This is a genomic window from Collinsella sp. AF05-9, assembly GCF_003465595.1.
GTDB lineage: Bacteria > Actinomycetota > Coriobacteriia > Coriobacteriales > Coriobacteriaceae > Collinsella.
Window position 1 is genome coordinate 32,505 of sequence record NZ_QSBB01000006.1, and the last position, 17,678, is coordinate 50,182.

15 protein-coding genes and 1 riboswitch are annotated in these 17,678 nt (G+C 59.8%); of the genes, 7 read left to right on the plus strand and 8 right to left on the minus strand.

Features of this window, described 5'->3' with window-relative positions; all coding sequences use genetic code 11:
- Nucleotides 1-24: 24 nt before the first annotated feature.
- The 3 genes from DWV43_RS03215 to DWV43_RS03225 all read right to left on the minus strand — a co-directional run bounded on the left by DWV43_RS03215 (nucleotide 25) and on the right by DWV43_RS03225 (nucleotide 2,579).
- On the minus strand, nucleotides 25-555 hold the full coding sequence (locus DWV43_RS03215; RefSeq protein ID WP_117817060.1) for a nitroreductase family protein: 531 nt from the start codon (nucleotides 553-555) through the stop codon (nucleotides 25-27).
- A 283-nt stretch (nucleotides 556-838) separates the two neighbouring features.
- On the minus strand, nucleotides 839-1,462 hold the full coding sequence (locus DWV43_RS03220; RefSeq protein WP_055251695.1) for a DUF47 domain-containing protein: 624 nt from the start codon (nucleotides 1,460-1,462) through the stop codon (nucleotides 839-841).
- A 67-nt stretch (nucleotides 1,463-1,529) separates the two neighbouring features.
- On the minus strand, nucleotides 1,530-2,579 hold the full coding sequence (locus tag DWV43_RS03225; protein WP_117786663.1) for an inorganic phosphate transporter: 1,050 nt from the start codon (nucleotides 2,577-2,579) through the stop codon (nucleotides 1,530-1,532).
- A 250-nt stretch (nucleotides 2,580-2,829) separates the two neighbouring features.
- Between DWV43_RS03225 and DWV43_RS03230 the strand changes: the two genes are divergently transcribed.
- The 4 genes from DWV43_RS03230 (at nucleotide 2,830) to DWV43_RS03245 (ending at nucleotide 5,955) form a co-directional block, all read left to right on the plus strand.
- On the plus strand, nucleotides 2,830-3,168 hold the full coding sequence (locus tag DWV43_RS03230; protein ID WP_147346257.1) for a hypothetical protein: 339 nt from the start codon (nucleotides 2,830-2,832) through the stop codon (nucleotides 3,166-3,168).
- Between the two features lie 79 nt (nucleotides 3,169-3,247).
- A complete protein-coding gene (locus DWV43_RS03235; RefSeq protein ID WP_117757011.1) occupies nucleotides 3,248-3,943 on the plus strand; it encodes a Bax inhibitor-1 family protein in 696 nt (231 codons plus the stop codon).
- A gap of 140 nt (nucleotides 3,944-4,083) precedes the next feature.
- Entirely contained in the window at nucleotides 4,084-5,217 is a 1,134-nt protein-coding gene (locus tag DWV43_RS03240) for a TIGR02452 family protein (protein WP_117817062.1), read from the plus strand.
- 78 nt (nucleotides 5,218-5,295) lie between these two features.
- The gene (locus tag DWV43_RS03245) at nucleotides 5,296-5,955 is read left to right on the plus strand and encodes an SGNH/GDSL hydrolase family protein (protein WP_117584214.1); all 660 of its coding nucleotides are present in this window, start codon (nucleotides 5,296-5,298) and stop codon (nucleotides 5,953-5,955) included.
- 246 nt (nucleotides 5,956-6,201) lie between these two features.
- Here DWV43_RS03245 and thiD read toward each other — a convergent pair whose 3' ends face one another.
- Together thiD and thiC are read right to left on the minus strand one after the other, a co-directional pair.
- Entirely contained in the window at nucleotides 6,202-7,032 is an 831-nt protein-coding gene (thiD, locus tag DWV43_RS03250) for a bifunctional hydroxymethylpyrimidine kinase/phosphomethylpyrimidine kinase (RefSeq protein WP_117800350.1), read from the minus strand.
- Nucleotides 7,033-7,210: 178 nt separating this feature from the next.
- On the minus strand, nucleotides 7,211-8,545 hold the full coding sequence (gene thiC, locus DWV43_RS03255; RefSeq protein WP_099431544.1) for a phosphomethylpyrimidine synthase ThiC: 1,335 nt from the start codon (nucleotides 8,543-8,545) through the stop codon (nucleotides 7,211-7,213).
- Nucleotides 8,538-8,653, minus strand: a riboswitch (TPP riboswitch). Its footprint overlaps the gene before it by 8 nt.
- Nucleotides 8,654-8,716: 63 nt before the next feature.
- Here thiC and DWV43_RS03260 point away from each other — a divergent pair.
- Nucleotides 8,717-9,232: a hypothetical protein gene (locus DWV43_RS03260; RefSeq protein WP_117779345.1), complete on the plus strand. Its 516-nt coding sequence runs from the start codon at nucleotides 8,717-8,719 to the stop codon at nucleotides 9,230-9,232.
- A gap of 40 nt (nucleotides 9,233-9,272) precedes the next feature.
- Here the strand turns inward: DWV43_RS03260 and DWV43_RS03265 are convergent, their stop codons facing one another.
- Complete coding sequence (locus DWV43_RS03265; RefSeq protein WP_117817063.1) at nucleotides 9,273-10,082, minus strand: YaaA family protein; 810 nt, start codon at nucleotides 10,080-10,082, stop codon at nucleotides 9,273-9,275.
- Between the two features lie 103 nt (nucleotides 10,083-10,185).
- On the minus strand, nucleotides 10,186-11,583 hold the full coding sequence (locus DWV43_RS03270; protein WP_117817064.1) for an aminopeptidase: 1,398 nt from the start codon (nucleotides 11,581-11,583) through the stop codon (nucleotides 10,186-10,188).
- Between the two features lie 166 nt (nucleotides 11,584-11,749).
- On the opposite strand from DWV43_RS03270, the gene polA reads away from it, so the two are divergent.
- Nucleotides 11,750-14,494: a DNA polymerase I gene (gene polA, locus DWV43_RS03275; protein WP_117817065.1), complete on the plus strand. Its 2,745-nt coding sequence runs from the start codon at nucleotides 11,750-11,752 to the stop codon at nucleotides 14,492-14,494.
- A gap of 345 nt (nucleotides 14,495-14,839) precedes the next feature.
- Here polA and DWV43_RS03280 read toward each other — a convergent pair whose 3' ends face one another.
- A complete protein-coding gene (locus tag DWV43_RS03280) occupies nucleotides 14,840-15,667 on the minus strand; it encodes a Cof-type HAD-IIB family hydrolase (protein ID WP_117817066.1) in 828 nt (275 codons plus the stop codon).
- A gap of 554 nt (nucleotides 15,668-16,221) precedes the next feature.
- On the opposite strand from DWV43_RS03280, the gene DWV43_RS03285 reads away from it, so the two are divergent.
- Entirely contained in the window at nucleotides 16,222-17,448 is a 1,227-nt protein-coding gene (locus DWV43_RS03285) for an argininosuccinate synthase (protein ID WP_035138001.1), read from the plus strand.
- Nucleotides 17,449-17,678: the final 230 nt, after the last annotated feature.

Consider the following 17,678-nt stretch of genomic DNA (forward strand, 5'->3'; position numbering starts at 1 on the left):
GGTTTTAAGGCATGTCCCAAAAATCTACTTGAGGAGGAAGTCGGAGAGGGGAATGGTGCGGGCCTCGCGATGCTCGGGGTCTGCGATGTGGTCGGCAGGATAGCCACAGACGAGCATGTGATAGGGATAGACACCCTCGGGCAGGTTGAACTGCTCGCGGGCTAGCTCGGGCTTAAAATGGCACACCCAGCACGTTCCTAGACCCTGCTCGGTGGCCTCCATCATCATCTGATCACACACGATGGATGTATCGATTTCACTGGAATTCATCTGGTCATACGGGCGTACCCAAGCATCATCGGTAACGCTGCAAATAAGGAAGATGAGCGGAGCGCCAAAGATAGACCCATCACGAGCAAACCGAGGCTGACAAGCAGCAGCCTTCTCCAGAAGCTCGGGCGTATCCAACACCATCACACGAGAAGGATGATTATTACAAGCAGAAGGAGCAATGCGCCCAGCCTCAACAATGGCATCCACCACAGCCTGCTCAACAGAACGGTCCTCAAAAGAACGACAAGAATACCGACCACGAGCCAGATCCAAATAAGACATACAAGCCCTCCTATAATTAAAAATCAAACAAACCAAAAGTAACCCAAAGAGTACCCAAAGCAGCAATCAGCCAAACGCTCATCAAGGGCCAAAGTGTCCGAACGGATACCAAAGGTCCCTTCAGCCAAACCCCCATCGCGCTAAATCTATCAGCCAAAGTTCCCAATGGTGGTACGTAAGGCGAAGGGCCGGCCACGGTTTACTTTCGAACGACTCTGCAAAGCAGCCGGAGTGAGAAAGCAAACCGTGGCCGGCCCTTCGCCGCCGGGACACGTACCCCCAATTAACTGTTCTTCATGACAATCGAATCCACGACATCGGCCACATTCTCGCAGCAGTCGGCGCAGTACTCCAGGAAGGCGTACACGTCACGCCAGGCGATAACCTCGAGCGGGTCCTTGCCGTTAACGTGCAGGTTACGCATGGCGTTGATATAGAGCTCGTCGGCCTCGGACTCGATGGTGTTGATCTGGATGACGAGCTCGCGCAGCGTCTTGGACTTGCGGTAGTTGGGCAGCTCGACCATCAGGTCCTTCATGGCGCGGCAGGCGTCGGTCACCTTGTGGGCGATGACGATGGCGTCGGGATGGATGCTCTGGATGTTGGTGAAGTAGACGCGCTGCACGACGCCCTCGATACGGTCGAGTACGGTGTCGAGCGAGCAGCTCATCAGATCCAGGTCCTCGCGCTCAAGCGGGGTGATAAAGGCCGTGAGCAGGGCGTCCTCAAGCTCATGGTGCTTCTTGTCGGCCGCATGCTCGATCGCGTGCATCTTGTCGAGCATATCGTGAATCTTCGCGGGATCGAAGTTCTCGAAAATCTTGGTAAGCAGCTCGGCGGCCTGGACGGCAAGGTCGGCGCAGGCGACGTAGTTGTCAAAGTAGAATGAATCGGGTTTCTTTGCCATGAGTGGGTCCTTTCGAGGCGAAGACGGGTGGGCGAAGTTTTGCGGTCCGGATGGACGCTCGGTGTGGCTAGAGGAACATCATGAACAGCTTGGCCATGACAAAGCTGATGAGTCCGCAGGCGGGGAAGGTGAAGAACCAGGTGAACATCATGTCCTTGACGACGCCGAAGTTGATGGCCGAGAGGCGTTTGACGGCACCGACGCCCATGATGGCGCAGGTCTTGATGTGCGTGGAGGACACGGGGATGCCGGTAAGGGTGGCAAGCAGCAGGTTTGCGGCGCCCGCCAGGTCGGCGGAGAAGCCCTGGTACTTTTCGAGCTTGACCATGCTCTGGCCGACGGACTTGATGATGCGCTCGCCGCCCACACTGGTGCCGATGCCCATGGTGGCCGAGCACAGCAGCATGATCCAGATGGGGATGCCGGCGTCGCCGACGCTAGTCTGGCCGTTGGCGAAGGCGACACCTAAAAAGAGCACGCCGATGAACTTCTGTCCATCCTGCGCGCCGTGCATAAAGCTCATGGCCGCGGCACTCGCAATCTGAGCATATTTAAAGAAGACATTGGCACGTCGCCTGTTGGCGGCGGCGAAAAGAATCGAGACGAGTTTGCACAGGATCCAGCCCATGACAAAGCCCAGACCGATGGAGAGCGCCAGGCCGTAGATGACCTTCATCCACTCGTGGACGTTGACGCTGTTCGCGCCGCCGAGGGCGATGGCAGCACCGGTCAGGCCGGCGATAAGGCTGTGGCTTTGCGAGGTGGGGATGCCAAAACGCGACGCTGTGGCGCCGTAGACGACGATGGAGAAGAGCGCCGCGCAGAGGCACGCGAGTGCCATGGTGCTGTTTCCGCCAAAGTCGACGATATGTGAGATGGTGTTGGCGACGCTCGCGTTAAAGTGCGTCATGATGAGCACGCCCAAGAAGTTGAATGCGGCGCTCATGAGGATGGCGGCGCGGGCGGGCATGCAGCGCGTGGTGACGCAGGTCGCGATGGCGTTGGGCGCGTCGGTCCATCCGTTGACGAAGATGGCGCCGAGCGCGAGGATCACGGTGACGGCAAGGACTGGGTTCGACACAAGCTGGCCGAGGAAGGTTGAGAACGTTACGTCCATATATGGGCTTTCTCGAAGTTTGCAGACACGTTACAAAAACATGATAAATCGTATCACCTCCTGCGGGTTTCTTTACCGAGTTCTGATGGGAGAAGTGAATTTTTTGGCACTAACATTGAATATTAGCCCTGTTGACCGCGGGTGTTCTTTTTGCTAACACGCCATGAGGACACGTGCGCGCGTCCCAACACCCCAAAACCACAGTCTGTTCGCTTTACAACATACAAACATGCGTTCGATAATAGGGGCCATGGAATATCGACAGACAGACGGCAAAACTCGACGCGTGCACAAGCAGTATGTGGACGTCGTGGCTCGCATCCTTGCGGGCGGACAAGTCGTGCCGGTCACCGTCTGCTGGGTCGACGGCCGTTGTTTTACGATCGACGAAATTATCTCGACCACCGGGTTTGGCCTGACGGTTCACGGCATTCGTACGGCAACCTATAAGGTACGTTTTGGCGGACATGCGACCGAGTTGTATCTGGAGGACCAAACGCGTGAGCGGGCGGACGGCTCGCAGGCGCACGTGATGCGTTGGTGGGTCTGGGCTTTTGATCGTACGCTCGAGGGCGAGCGCCGCAGGTAAGAGCGCGCGGCATTCGGGTACAATGGCAGGAATCTTGTCACCTACGGCGCTGTTGTGGCGCTTTTTGAAAGGACGAAGTATGAACGATATCCAGGGCTATCAGAACGGCCCCATCGAGACCGGCGCAAGCCGCGCCAAGGAGATGTCGCCGCGCGCGTACAATCTTGTCATGTCTGCTCTGATCTTTTTGGGCTTTTGCGCCATGGGCGCCGGTGCTTACTTTACGAGCACCATGTCGTTTGCGCGCATGATGATGAGCGGCGCCGCTTTGCCGCTGGTCTTTGGCTCATTTATTTTGACCATCGTCGGCATGGTCATGATGTCGGCTGCTGCCAGCAAACAGTCCGTGGGCCTGTCGCTCGTGGGCTACGTGGTCTTTGCGAGCACCTTTGGCCTGACGGCGTCGTTTGGTCTTGCCAACTACGACCTGCCTACCATTAACACCGCCTTTATCGCCACGGCCGCCATCACCTTTGTCTTTGGTGCGCTGGGCGTGACCTTCCCCAAGTTCTTCCAGCGTGTGTATGGCATTGGTTTTGGCATCTTGCTTGCCACGATTCTGGTCGAGATCGTGCTGATGTTCATGGGCGTTTCGCAGTCCATCACCGACCTGATCGTGATTGTGGTGTTTGCCGGCTTTATTGGCTACGACACCTATGTGGCCACGACGGTGCCGCCTACGCTGCCCAATGCGGTGCTCATGGCGTCCAATCTGTTCGTGGACATTATCAACGTGTTCCTACGCATCCTGAACATCCTCGGCCGTCGCGATTAAAGCGCGGCATTGCGATGCTTTCTGCCGGACACGGTAAAACGATGCGAAAGGCGGTCCTTCGGGGCCGTCTTTTTTGTGCGCGGCGGGGTATCATGGATGGGAAAAGCCGATAGCGGCAGCGACAGGAAAGGTGGCCATGTATGGCAGACGTCGACAACAGGAACCGTAACCGCAGGTCCAACCGAGCGGGTCAGCCCAATCCCAAGCGCGAGGCCCGTGCCAAGGCCGCCGAGCGCCATGTGATGACTGTGTCCGAGGCCTGCGCCAAGGATATCGAGCGTTCGCTTGCTGGTGTTCGCGAGTTTGACGGCATGCCCGCCGGCTTTGTCGCGGCGATGAAGGCCAAGGTTCAGACTGCTGTGGCCCCCGAAGAGCAGGTCGCCGAGGACGTCGAGAACGCGGAGACTGCCGAGGTCGAGGCAGCGCCCGAGACCGAGGCGGCGCCCGAGCCCGTCGAGGAGCCTGCCGAGGAAATCGCCGAAGCTGAGTCCGCGCCTGCTGAGGAGCCCGCTCCGGTCCTGCCCGAGGTCACTGTGCTTGATGCCTCCGCCACGCAGGCAATCCTCGATAACGGTCGCGGCTATGCGCAGTTCTGCGACATGGCCGTGCTCGCCTTTGCCTCGTTTACCAATCCGGGCGGTGGATATATTCAGGGTTATCTGGGCCAGGAGGCCACGCTGTGCGCCGATTCGTATCTGTACAACGTTCTCGATAGGCAGCGTAAGTGGTACGGCGAGAACCGTCGCCGCAACATCAACTGCGAGCTCTATCGTAACCGTGCCCTAGTGGTGCCTGCGGTGCGCTTCGACCGCAACCACGTGCATGCATACGCCGACGTGATCGTGGCCGCCGCGCCCAACGTTAAGCGCGCCCGCCAGGAGTATCGCGTGAGCGACGATGCTCTGCTGGATGCCCTGCGCGACCGCATTCGCTTTGTGCTCGCCATCTGCGACGAGTTGGGTCGCGAGAAGCTCGTGCTGGGCGCATGGGGCTGCGACAACAACGGCTTTGATGCCGAGGCCGTGGCCGAGCTCTTCCGCAAGGAGCTCGCATCGGGCGACTTCAAGGTCAAGCAGGTCTTCTTTGCCGTGCCCTCTACGCGCTGGGACGAGGACTTCGCCAAATTCGAGCACGTGCTGGCAAACTTCCCCGAGCGAAACGAGGAGTCCTATGCTCAGGTTGCCGCCCGCGCCGCAGTCGCCCGTGCCGCCGAGCAGGCTCAGGCCGCTGCCGAGGATGACGAGGATGACGACGACTGGCGCAAGTACCTGTAAACGGTGCTCGTGATGCGATATACCGAGCCGACGGGAGAGGCTGCTCCTGTCGGCTTTTTATTGAGTGGGGAGCTTACGATGAAAAACGTTCTGTGCTTTGGTGACAGCAACACCTATGGTTACGATCCGGCGGGCATGCGCGACGGTACCGCGGTGCGCTATGCGCAGGATGTGCGCTGGTGTGGCGTGGTCCAACGTGACTTAGGCGAGGGCTGGCATGTAATTGAAGAAGGCCTCAACGGCCGCACGACGGTACGCGACGACATGTGCCATCTGGACACTAACCTCAACGGCATTCGCGCGCTTCCGATGCTGCTCGAGGCTCATAAGCCGCTGGACGCCATTGTGATCATGCTGGGCACCAACGACTGTAAGACGGTCTTTAACGTGACAGCTTCCGATATCGCCCGTGGCGCCATGGCGCTGATTCGCGCCGTCCGCGCGTTTCCGTGGACCGACGCTGCGCCTTGCCCGCGCATCCTGCTGATGGCTCCTATCAAGATCAAGCCGCAGATCGCCGATGTATATATGACCGATTTTGACGAGCGTTCCGTCGAGGCATCTGAACATTTTGGCGAGTACTATGCGCACGTGGCCGAGCAGTTTGGCTGCGACTTTTTGAATGCCGCCGAGTTTGCCGAGCCGGGCGATATCGACTATCTGCATATGATGCCCGAAAGCCACGAGAGCTTGGGACATGCCGTGGCAGCCAAGCTCCAAGAGATGCTCGGTGAGTAGCGCGACCCAAAGCGGTACAAAAGTTTCCCTTGCGGCGGCTTGTTTCGCTGCTTTGTCTTGATCTGTAACAGTTCCAAGGCCGGAAACGGGCTAGATGTTACAGATTAAGATTATTTAGGTCGATATCGGTCGTTTGTCTCGATCTGTAACATCTGGGCGGCTAAATCATCCCTATCTGTTACAGATCGAGATATATGCAGGAACCGCCACAAAGGTGTCCTTTGCGGCGGTTTTGGGCTGCGAATCTTAATACTGCCACATGTGGTTGACAGGGCCGGAGCCTTTGCCCATGTTCAGGCCGGCGGCCAGAGCGCCTGTCAGGTATGCCTTGCCGGCATTGACGGCATCGGCAAGATCCATGCCCTGGGCCAGCGCGCAGGCGATGGCGGACGAAAGCGTGCAGCCGGTGCCGTGTGTGTTGTCGGTCTCGATGCGCTTGTGGCGGAACCACGTGGTGAGCGGATCGCCCAGATGGTTGCCCTCGTCATCGAGTGGCGCGGGTTCGGCCAATACATCGTTGGCCTCGTTGACAAGATGCCCACCCTTAACGAGGGATGCGCAACCAAAGCGGCGGGTGAGGAGCATGGCAGCATTTTGCTGTGTGCGCTCGGAGTCGACCTCGTAGTCAAGCAGGGCCATGGCCTCGGGAATGTTGGGCGTGATAACGGTCGCCAGCGGGAACAGGCGGCGGGTGAGCGCCTCGGCGGCATCTTCGGCAATCAGCCGTGCGCCCGAGGTGGCTACCATGACGGGGTCGACGACCACGTTTGTCGCGTTCCAGGCGCTCAGGCGGTCGGCGATAACCTCGATAATCTCGGCAGAGGAAACCATGCCGATCTTGACGGCGCTGGGGCGGATATCGTCAAATACGGCGTCGATCTGCGCAGCGACGATATCAGGGGAGATATTCTGCACGGCGGTGACACCGAGCGTGTTTTGTGCGGTGATGGCGGTGATGGCCGTCTCGGCATACAGGCGGTGCGCCGTGATGGTCTTGATGTCGGCCTGAATGCCGGCGCCACCGCTGGAATCGGATCCTGCGATGGACAGGACGGCAGGTACCTTACTGCGATCCATGTTTGCTCCCTTGTTCGGTCGGAATCAAATGGGTCTTTAAGCCAGCATTATAAAGATGCCCGGGCCGACTCTATGTCGAACCCGGGCGGGCGATGCAATCTTTACGCAAATGTAAGCAAATGTTCACACGTCAACAATTGACGAACACCATGTTACCGATTGTGGCTCCGGTGACGAGTTAGTCCTCCATGCCGAGGTCGATCGTCGTGCCTTCGAACACCTTGTTAACGGTGCGGACGGCGCACATCTTGCCGCACATGGTGCAGGTGCCCTCGGTGGCGGCGGGGGATTCTTCGTAGCGTTTCTTGCCGGTGACCGGGTCGAGAGCACACTTCCACATGGCATCCCAGTCGAGCTTGCGGCGTGCCTGGCCCATCTTGTCGTCCATGTCGCGGGCGTGCGGCACCTTCTTGGCGATATCGGCGGCGTGCGCGGCAATCTTAGTGGCCATGAGGCCATCGAGCACGTCCTGGGCGTTGGGCAGGCACAGGTGCTCGGCCGGCGTCACGTAGCACAGGAAGTCGGCACCGGAGCTGGCGGAGATGGCGCCGCCGATGGCAGCGGTGATGTGGTCGTAACCCACGCCGATATCGGTCACCAGCGGCCCGAGCACATAGAACGGGGCATTGTGGCACAGGCGCTTCTGCAGTTTCATGTTGGCGGCGATCTCGTCGAGCGCCATGTGACCCGGGCCCTCGACCATGACCTGGACGCCGGCGGCCCAAGCGCGCTTGCACAGCTTGCCCAGCTCGATCATCTCAGCGGTCTCGGTGGCATCGTTGGAGTCGTAGAGGCAGCCCGGGCGGCAGGAGTCGCCGAGCGAAATCGTCACGTCGTACTCGTGGCAAATCTCGAGCAGCTCGTCAAAGTACTCGTAGAAGGGGTTTTCGTTGCCGGTGACCTCCATCCAGCCAAACAGTAGCGAGCCGCCGCGACTGACGATGTTCATCAGGCGGCCGGTCTCCTTAAAGGTCTTGGTGACCGACTTGTTGATGCCGCAGTGGATGGTCATAAAGTCCACGCCATCCTCGGCGTGCGCGCGCACGACCTCGAACAGGTCGTCCTTGGTCAGCTTGACCAGCGGCTTTTCCATGTAGCCGATGGCGTCGTACATGGGGACGGTGCCCACCATGAGCGGCGTCTCGTCGATGAGCTGCTGGCGGAACTGGCGCGTTTTGCCCGAGTTGGAAAGGTCCATGATGGCGTCGGCGCCAAAGTCCTCGGCGATCTTGACCTTCTTCCATTCCTCGGCGGCATCGGCCTTGTCGCCCGAGATGCCCAGGTTGACGTTGACCTTGGTGGACAGGCCCTCGCCGACACCAAAGGCGCGCATGCCCTTTTTGATATGCACGATGTTGGCGGGAATGGCGATGCGGCCGTCGGCCACGCGCTCGCGGATGTACTCGGGGTCGCGATGCTCGCGCTCGGCGACTTCCTTCATCTGCGGCGTGATCTGCCCGGCGCGGGCGAAGTCGATTTGCGTGACGAGCTTGGGCTCGGTCTGTGTGCTCATTGGCACGGCTCCCTTCGTTGGCATTACCCATATCAGGTTTGCGGGTCAGGGCGGGCGCGCCCAGTCTCAGCCTGCCGTCTTGTCCTGCAAGCTCCCCGTTTATGTAATGGGCTCAAGTATAGCTCGAATGGGTACGATTGGCATAACGAGCGTGCCTGTGGGGAGGCGAACATGGAAGACAAGCATCTATATCGAGAGACGCAATGGGATGTATCGGCCGAGGAAAGCCGTGCGCACCATGGCCTTGTCGCGATTGGTTTTGCGGTGCTTGCCGTGCTGGTGATTGCCTTTTGTATCTGGACGTTTGGCGGTCACGGCGGCGCAGCATGGGAGTTCGAGGCCGACGATGCCCTGCCGATCATGACAGTGAAGGTTACGGGCGGCAATACCGTTGCCGCGCCGGGCGACTATTGGTATTCGCGCGATGGATTTGTCCAGCTTCAGCTGAGCGGTGGGTCTATTCCTGGTGAGGAAATCGAACGCGTGACGTATGATGCGGCGCTCAAAACGCTGACGGTGAAGCTCAAGAATCAGGGCGACGTGCCTACGACTATGGATATCGCGCTGACGGAATGGCGCTTGGAGCCCCCATCGGGTGCTGCGGTGTCCGAGGTAGAGCACGTTAAGATTACCTACCAAGATGGCTCGACAAACGAAGTTGCCAAAGCCGACGGCTTGGCGGAATAGACGCCGTGCCTAGGCAGCACATTCAAAAGTAGCGGTGGTCCTACAAGGTCTGTTCGTTCAGGAAGACCAAAGTGTTCTTATTTGAAAGCTCGGGAAAGTGACGATAACCAACGTCAAACGCGGTGAGCCCGCTTACATCCTCGAGCTTGTTTTCTGCCATCCAGCGCACCATGGAACCACGTGCCTTTTTGCTGGCGGTCGAGCGCTGGATGGGCTTACCGTTGCGGATGCCTTCGCCAAAGAGACACGTGACGACCGTGGCGTCGCCCGCGAGATGGGGCAGAACGGCTTTGGCGTACTCTACGCTGGCGAGGTTGACGATCGTGGTGTTTGAGCCTGCCGGGGCGATAGCCCGCGCGAGCTTGTCGCTCCAAAACGCATAGAGGTCTCGGGCATCGTCAACGGCGAGCTTCGCGCCCATCTCCAGCCGATATGGTTCGACGGCATGAAAGGGGCGAACGCACCCGTAGAGGCCAGAGAGGATCCACAGGTGGCTTTGCAGCCATGCGAGCTGCGCGGAATCCATCACCTCGGGCGCCATGCTCTGGTATTGAATGCCGTGGTAGGACATGACGGCAGGGGAGAGGTGACAGGCGAGTGCGGGATTGTCGAGATCGCCGTTTTTCAGGATGGGCCCGAACTCATGCAGGGTGTTGAGGCAAGGCCCCAGCAGTTTGTCACTCACGTTCCATAGCGCCTGCAGGCTGTCGCTGCCTTCATTCCGCTCGATATCTAGCAGTGCGCGGTGGAGGCGAGCCGTCTCGCGCGCAAAGGGTGGAATGCCCAGGACTTCAAAAGCATCTTGGGCCGCGCACATCTGCTTGGCGGGCGAAATGACGACCTGCAGCATGGACTCTCCTCTGCCAAAAAGGAAGTTGCGGTGGAATACGGTCTGTTTTGGCCGTTTATGGGCCAGTTTAGTCTGTATTTCACCGCAACTGATGAAGGGTTGGTTACGCGCGCTCGATGAAGGCCTTGTAGCCGCGATAGGCCTCGTAGATATCGGCCTTGTTAGCGACCTCCCACAGGGCGTGCATGGACAGGACGGCAACGCCAGAGTCGATGACGTTCATGCCGTACTTAGCCATGATGTATGCGATGGTGCCGCCGCCGCCCGCGTTGACGCGACCGAGCTCGCAGGTCTGGAAGTCCACGCCGGCCTCGTCCATGATGTCGCGGATGAGGGCCACATACTCGGCGTCGGCGTCGTTAGAGCCGCCCTTGCCGCGGCTGCCCGTGTACTTGTTAAAGCACAGGCCGCGACCCATAAAGGCTGCGTTCTTGGTTTCGAACTTGCCGGCGTAGCCCGGGTCGAAGCCGGCGGACACGTCGGAGGAGAGCATGCGGCTGCGGGCGAGCGCGCGGCGCAGGGCCAGCGGGCTATCCTCGCCGGCGAGCGTCATGATCTCGGCGACGGTGTTCTCGAAGAAGCGGCTCGTCATGCCGGTGGCACCCACGGAACCGATCTCCTCCTTGTCGACGATGAGTGTGATGCTCGTGCGCTCCATGTTGGCGACGTTGATCTGGGCGAGCATGGACGGATAGGCGCAGACACGGTCGTCGTGGCCATAGCCCAGAATCATGGAGCGGTCGAGGCCCATGTCACGGGCGGGGCCGGCGGGCACGACCTCGATCTCGGCGGAGAGGAAGTCCTCCTCCTCGACGTCGTACTGCTCCTTGAGGATATCCAGGAACATCTGCTTGACGGGCTCCTTGGGAGCGTCCTTGTCGTCCTCGTCAAACTTGACGGGGCGGCCGCCCACGATCACGTCGAGGATCTCGGCGTCGACGGCGTCCTTGGCGGGCTTGGCCATCTGCTCGCTCGAGAGGTGGATCAGCAGGTCGGAGATGGTAAAGACCGGGTCGTCGGCCTTGTCACCGATGTTGATGTCGACGGTGGTGCCGTCCTTTTTGCAGATGACGCCCACGAGTGCGAGCGGGGAAGCGACCCAGTGGTAGCTCTTGACGCCGCCATAGTAGTGCGTGTCGAGGTAGGCCATGTCGCCGGCCTCGAAGGCGGGATTCTGCTTGAGGTCTAGGCGCGGCGAGTCCACGTGGGCGCCCAGGATGTTAAAGCCCTGCTCGAGCGGGGCGGTGCCCAGGTTGACGAGCATGAGGTCCTTGCCGTGGTTGGCGGCGTACACCTTGTCGCCGGCCTTGAGCGCGCGGCCCTCGGCGATCACGGTCTCCAGATTGACGTAGCCCGCCTCCTCGGCCATCTTGATACCGGCCTTGACGCACAGGCGCTCGGTCTTGTTCTCACTCAAAAACTGCTTATAGCCGCGGCAAAGCTCCTCGAGCTCCTCGATCTGCTGTGGCGTGTACTTTTTCCATGCGCTGGGACGCTCCATGACGCAGGCTCCTTTCGGATCGATCGTGCTGGTTGATGTACCGTGAGCCATCGTATCACGCGCGGGCCCGCGGCGGCAGGGAAGCCTGATGTGCGGTGGCCGCGGGGCGGGGAGCGTGTAAACTGGTGTGAGCAAACCGTGCCCAGCCCAAAGCGAGGTATTCAATATGTCTGAAAAGCGCCGTACCTTTGCCGTCATCGACGGCAACTCGCTCATGCATCGCGCCTTCCACGCCGTGCCGCCGACCATGAACGCGCCGGACGGTCGCCCCACCAACGCGATCTTTGGTTTTCTGAACATGTTCCTCAAGATGATCGATGCCTTTAATCCCGACGGCGTTGTCGTGGCGTTTGACAAGGGCAAGCCGCGCGTGCGTATGGAGATGCTGCCGCAGTACAAGGCGCAGCGCCCGCCCATGGACCCCGACCTGCACGCGCAGTTCCCCATGATCAAGGAGCTGCTCGCCGCGCTCAACGTGCCCATTTTGCAGTCCGAGGGCTGGGAAGGCGACGATATCCTGGGAACCATGGCGCGCCTGGGCGAGGAGGCCGGCTGCGACATGCTGCTGGTGACCGGCGACCGCGACATGTATCAGCTCGTGACCGAGCACGTCAACGTGGTCTCGACTCGCAAGGGCCTGTCCGACGTGGCGATCATGACGCCCGAGAGCGTGGACGACCTGTATCACGGCATCACGCCGGCGCTCGTGCCCGATTTTTACGGTCTGAAGGGCGATACGTCGGACAACATTCCCGGCGTACCGGGCATCGGCCCCAAAAAGGCGAGTGCGCTCATCGCGCAGTACGGCAGCCTTGACGAGGTCATCGCGCATGCTGACGAGGTCAAGGGCAAGATGGGAGAAAACCTGCGCGCACACATCGACGACGCGCTGCTGAGCCGTAAGGTGGCGACCATCCGCACCGATGCACCCGTTGAGCTCGATTTTGAGGCGACGTCCTTCCCGGCGTTTTCCGCCGATGAGGTTTCCGCGGCGCTGGGCACGCTTGGTATCACCGCCATGCAGAACCGTTTCTTGGCGCTGATCGGCGGCGAGGGCGGGGCAGCTGCCAGCACGTTTGAGATTCCCGCCGTTTTGCGCGCAGCCGCCGGCGATGCTGGCGCGCTTGGTGCCGTTGCGGCTGAGGTCTCCCGCGTGATTGATGCCGGCGAGTGGGTCGCCGCCGTGGTGGACGATGACAAGGAAGAGGGCGCGCTCTTTGGGCTGACGCGCACGCTGTGGTTGGCGACGTCCAAGGGCCTGTTTGCGCTCGAGGAGGGCGACAGTGGTGCGGCGGCTGAGGTTGAGGGCTTCAACTTCGCCCACGGCGTGATTGCCGGCGTGCTCGCGCGTCTGTTTATGGAAGGCCGTGTGGCGAGCCCGGATATGAAGGCGCTTCTGCATGAGCTTTCGCCCATCGATTCTTCTGAGCTCGAGCTCATGGATCCGCTGGCAGTCGATTCCACGCGCATCTTCGATACCGTTGTTGCCGCCTACCTGTTGGATTCCGACCGCTCCGAGTTTGACGAGGTGTATCTGGCCGATACGTATCTGCAGATGGCGCTGCCTGCGGCGCGCGGCGCAGAGGGTGCTGGCGAGGACGCTCCTGCGCCCGCCGCTCGCACGGCGGCCTTGACGCTGGCGCTGGTTGCACCGCTGCGTGACCGCATGGCCCGCGAGAACGCCGCCAACGTGTTCGATGGGATCGAGATGCCGCTCGTGCCGGTGCTTGCCAAGATGGAGCGCGCGGGCATGCTCGTGGACCCCGACCGCCTGCACAGTCTGTCCGAGGGCCTGGCGACCCAGATTGCCGATGTCGAGCGCAGCATTCGCGACCTGGCCGGCGACGAGACCTTTAACATCGGCAGCCCCATGCAACTCTCGCACGTGCTGTTTGATGTTATGGGACTTCCGACCAAGGGCCTCAAAAAGACCAAGCGCGGCTACTATTCGACCAACGCCAAGGTGCTGAGCGACCTTGCCCGCGACCATGAGATCGTGCGCCTGATTTTGGACTGGCGTGAGAAGTCCAAGATTAAGTCGACCTATCTGGACACGCTGGGCCCGCTGCGCCGTGGTGACGGGCGTGTGCACACCACGTACAACCAGACCATCACCGCGACGGGGCGTTTGTCTTCGAGCGACCCCAATCTGCAAAACATTCCGACGCGCTCGGAGCTGGGGCGTACCGTCAAGACGGCGTTCTCGGCGGGCGAGGGCAGCGTCTTTTTGGCGGTGGACTACTCGCAGATCGAGCTGCGCCTGCTCGCGCATCTTTCGGGTGACGAGCACCTGGTGCGCGCCTTCAACGAGGGCGAGGACTTCCATGCCGAGACGGCCGCGCGCGTATTTGGCGTGCCGGTGTCCGAGGTGACACCCGACCTGCGTAGCCGCGCCAAGGCCGTGAACTTTGGCATCGTGTACGGTCAGCAGGCCTATGGTCTGTCGCAGTCGCTGCACATCTCGATGGCCGAGGCGCGCGATATGATCGATCGCTACTACGAGGCCTACCCGGGCGTGCGCACGTTCCTCGACAATGTGGTGGCGCGAGCCAAGCAGACGGGCTATGCCGAGACCATGTATGGCCGCAGACGCCATATTCCCGAGCTCAAGGCCAAAAACCCACAGCTCCGCGGCTTTGGTGAGCGCACGGCCATGAACCACCCCATGCAGGGCACCGCCGCCGACATCATCAAGATCGCCATGGCCCGCGTAAGCCGCCGCCTGGAAGAAGAGGGTTTTGCCGCCCACATGATCTTGCAGGTACACGACGAACTGGACTTTGAGTGCCCCGTCAACGAAGTCGAGCGCCTAACCACCATGGTCCGCGACGTCATGGAACACGTCGTAGACCTCCGCGTACCGTTGATCGCCGAAGCCAGCACCGGCATAACCTGGGCCGACGCGAAATAGGGAAGCACTCCGTAAGGCAAGCTCGCCCAAGACGCAAGCCCCCACATACTTAAGATTTGGGACAAACACTACTGATTAATTTGACCCACAGTAACCAAAACAGAGGGGAGCCCCTCCCAACAAGGAGCTCCCCTCTGCTCAAATCATTTCAGCTAAGTATCTAGACACTCAAGACGCCATCTTGGCGGCAGGAAAGTAAACCTAGGACCTGGCCGGGCGGCGCGGATTAGTTTTTCGTAGATTCCGCACGAGCCGGAAAGCACTTAATGTGCTTTCCGAGCGAGCCCAGGACCTGACCGAACGAAAAACTAATCCGCGCCGCCCGGCCAGGTCCGACGAGCCACGTTACCGAGCCGCCAGGATGGCGTCGATGAGCGTCAGTACGCCCCCGTCGTTGTTGCTCGGAATGCGCCATTTGGCATGCGCGTTCATGTGCTCCTCGGCATTGTCCACGATAAAGCTATGCCCGACGCGCTCCAGCATGGGGATGTCGTTGTACGTATCGCCCACGGCAGCGGCGTCGGCGATATCGATGCCCAGGCGCTCGCAGAGATGTGCTACGCCCGACCCCTTGTCGACGCCCAGGTTCATAAAGTCGATCCACTCGCGGCCAGCATTGGTGACATAGAGTCGGTCCGAGAATGCCGGGCTGTAGTCCTCGCGAAACGCTGGCTCGGCATCGTAGGCGGGGAAGAAGATCGAAATCTTGTTAGACTCGATGTCAATGCCCTCAAAGCTATCGACGTAGTTGATCGTGTTGTAGTAGACGCTGATCTCGTCGTGGTATTGATGATCGCGGGCAAGTACATAGAACTCGTCGAAGCAGCACAGGACGGGGACAGCGCGCGAATCCTCCGAGGCGCGGCTCAAGACCTGCTGATACAGCGCCACGTCGATAGTGCTCTTATAGATATAGTTGCCGCGGTAGATAACGCACGCGCCGTTATCGGGGCAAAAAGCGATGCGGCTCTTGATGTCCTCAAACATCTCCTCGAGTTTGGGGGCGGGGCGTCCGCTGGCGGGGCAGAATACGATGCCGGCGTCGGCGAGCTTGTCCAGACGCTCATCAAGACCCTGCGGCAACACGCGCTCGTCGGTGAGCAGCGTCTTGTCCATGTCGACGGCGATGAGTTTAATGTTGCCGATGTTGGCGTCTGATTCATAAGTCTGCATAAATGCGCCTTTCCGTTTCCAGATTGTTTCGGGCGTAATGACCCTCTGCTATGTAATCGAGCGTATTTTCGCAGGAATGGTGCGTACTTGCACTGCAATTCACAAACTAATGAAAAAACTTTTCAGAAATTTGAATTTGTCGCTTGTACAGCAGGCACTTTAGCGTAATATAGCGACCATCGAAAACGGAGACGGCAAAAGCACCGCTTACCGAGGAAAAGGTACCGTTTGCGATATTAGAATTGCGCCCGGCGATAGGTGAAAGGAGAGGCAGATGCAGTTCGTAAAGATCATCACTACTGCAGACAATGCCATCCGACGCCAGCGCGCAATTTCCCGACGACGATAACAATCGTCTCTGTCCGCATGGGGCTAAATGCCCCAACAGAGTCATTTTGAGGTCGTTGGGTTTTAGCACGACATTGCTGCATGTTTCTAGGGCATGCTGTGCTGCTTTTTGCTATTTAACCTGATATTGCACGGTTTTTTGACCTCGAAATGACTTGCAACTGACCGATGTTCTAACTAGCTACCAAGGGCGAAAGGAAACAGCCATGAGCAAGGAAAAAGTCGTTCTCGCATATTCCGGTGGTCTTGATACATCCGTATGTGTCAAGTGGCTCCAGGACGAGAAGAATCTCGATGTTGTTTGTGTCTGCGGCAACGTGGGCCAGGAGGAGACCGGTCTGGACGCCAAGAAGCAGAAGGCCCTCGACCTGGGCGTTCTCGATTGCCAGGTGCTCGACCTGCGCGACGAGTTCTCCGATGAGTTCCTGACTAAGGCCATCGCCGCAAACTCTATGTACGAGAACAAGTATCCGCTGCTCTCCGCCCTGTCCCGCCCGCTGCTCGCCAAGAAGCTTGTCGAGGTCGCTCACGAGTTTGGCGCGACCTACGTCGCCCACGGCTGCACCGGCAAGGGTAACGACCAGGTTCGTTTTGAGGCTGCCGTCAAGGCCCTCGACCCCGAGCTTAAGGTTATCGCCCCGGTTCGCGAGTGGGATCTGAAGTGCCGTCCCGATGAGGTTGCCTATGCTCACGCCCACAACGTGCCGGTTCCCGAGGGCGCCAACGACAACCCCTATTCCATCGACGACAACCTGTGGGGTCGCGCCATCGAGTGCGGTCACCTGGAGGATCCCTGGAACGAGCCGCTCGACGACGCCTGGGTTATGACCAAGAACCCCGAGGACACGCCGGACACCCCGACCTACACCGAGATTGAGTTTGAGGCGGGCAAGCCCGTCGCCGTCGACGGCAAGAAGATGAAACTCTCCGAGATCGTCATCGCCCTCAACAAGATCTCTGGTGACAACGGCTTTGGCCGTCTCGACCTGGTCGAGGATCGTCTGGTGGGCCTCAAGAGTCGCGAGTGCTACGAGGTTCCTGGCGCCCTGACGCTCATCACCGCCCACAAGGCGCTCGAGGACATCTGCGTCGAGGGCGACCTGCTCAAGACCAAGATTAAGCTCGAGCAGGATTGGGCCACCGCCGTGTACAACGGCCAGTGGTACAGCCCGCTCAAAAACGCGCTCGATGCCTTTATGGCCGACACCCAGAAGTTCGTGACCGGCACCGTCCGTCTGAAGTTCTTTAAGGGCAACTGCCATGTCGTCGGCCGCAAGAGCCCGTTTAGCCTGTATGACTACGGTCTGGCTACCTACGACCGCGACACTACGTTTGACGAGAAGGCCAGCGCCGGCTTTATCGAGATCGATACGCTGTCGCTCAAGACGTGGGCTAAGGTCCAGGGCCCCAGCTCTGCTGCCGCCCAGGCCTAGCGCCTCCTTCCTTTGGTATCCGCGCGGCCCATCCGCGTGATACATAACGGGCGCATGGGGTCCCTACCTTTCGTTATGCTTGCTGACACTTCTTAACATCGGTGGCCCCTACGTTCCGCCCGCATATATGATGCCGCGTCTGCGGCTGAGTCCGAGCCCCGCCGGGGTTGTCCGGCGGGGCTCCTCCTATCAATTTGACGGCCCTGCGCCTATATATATGGGGAGTATCC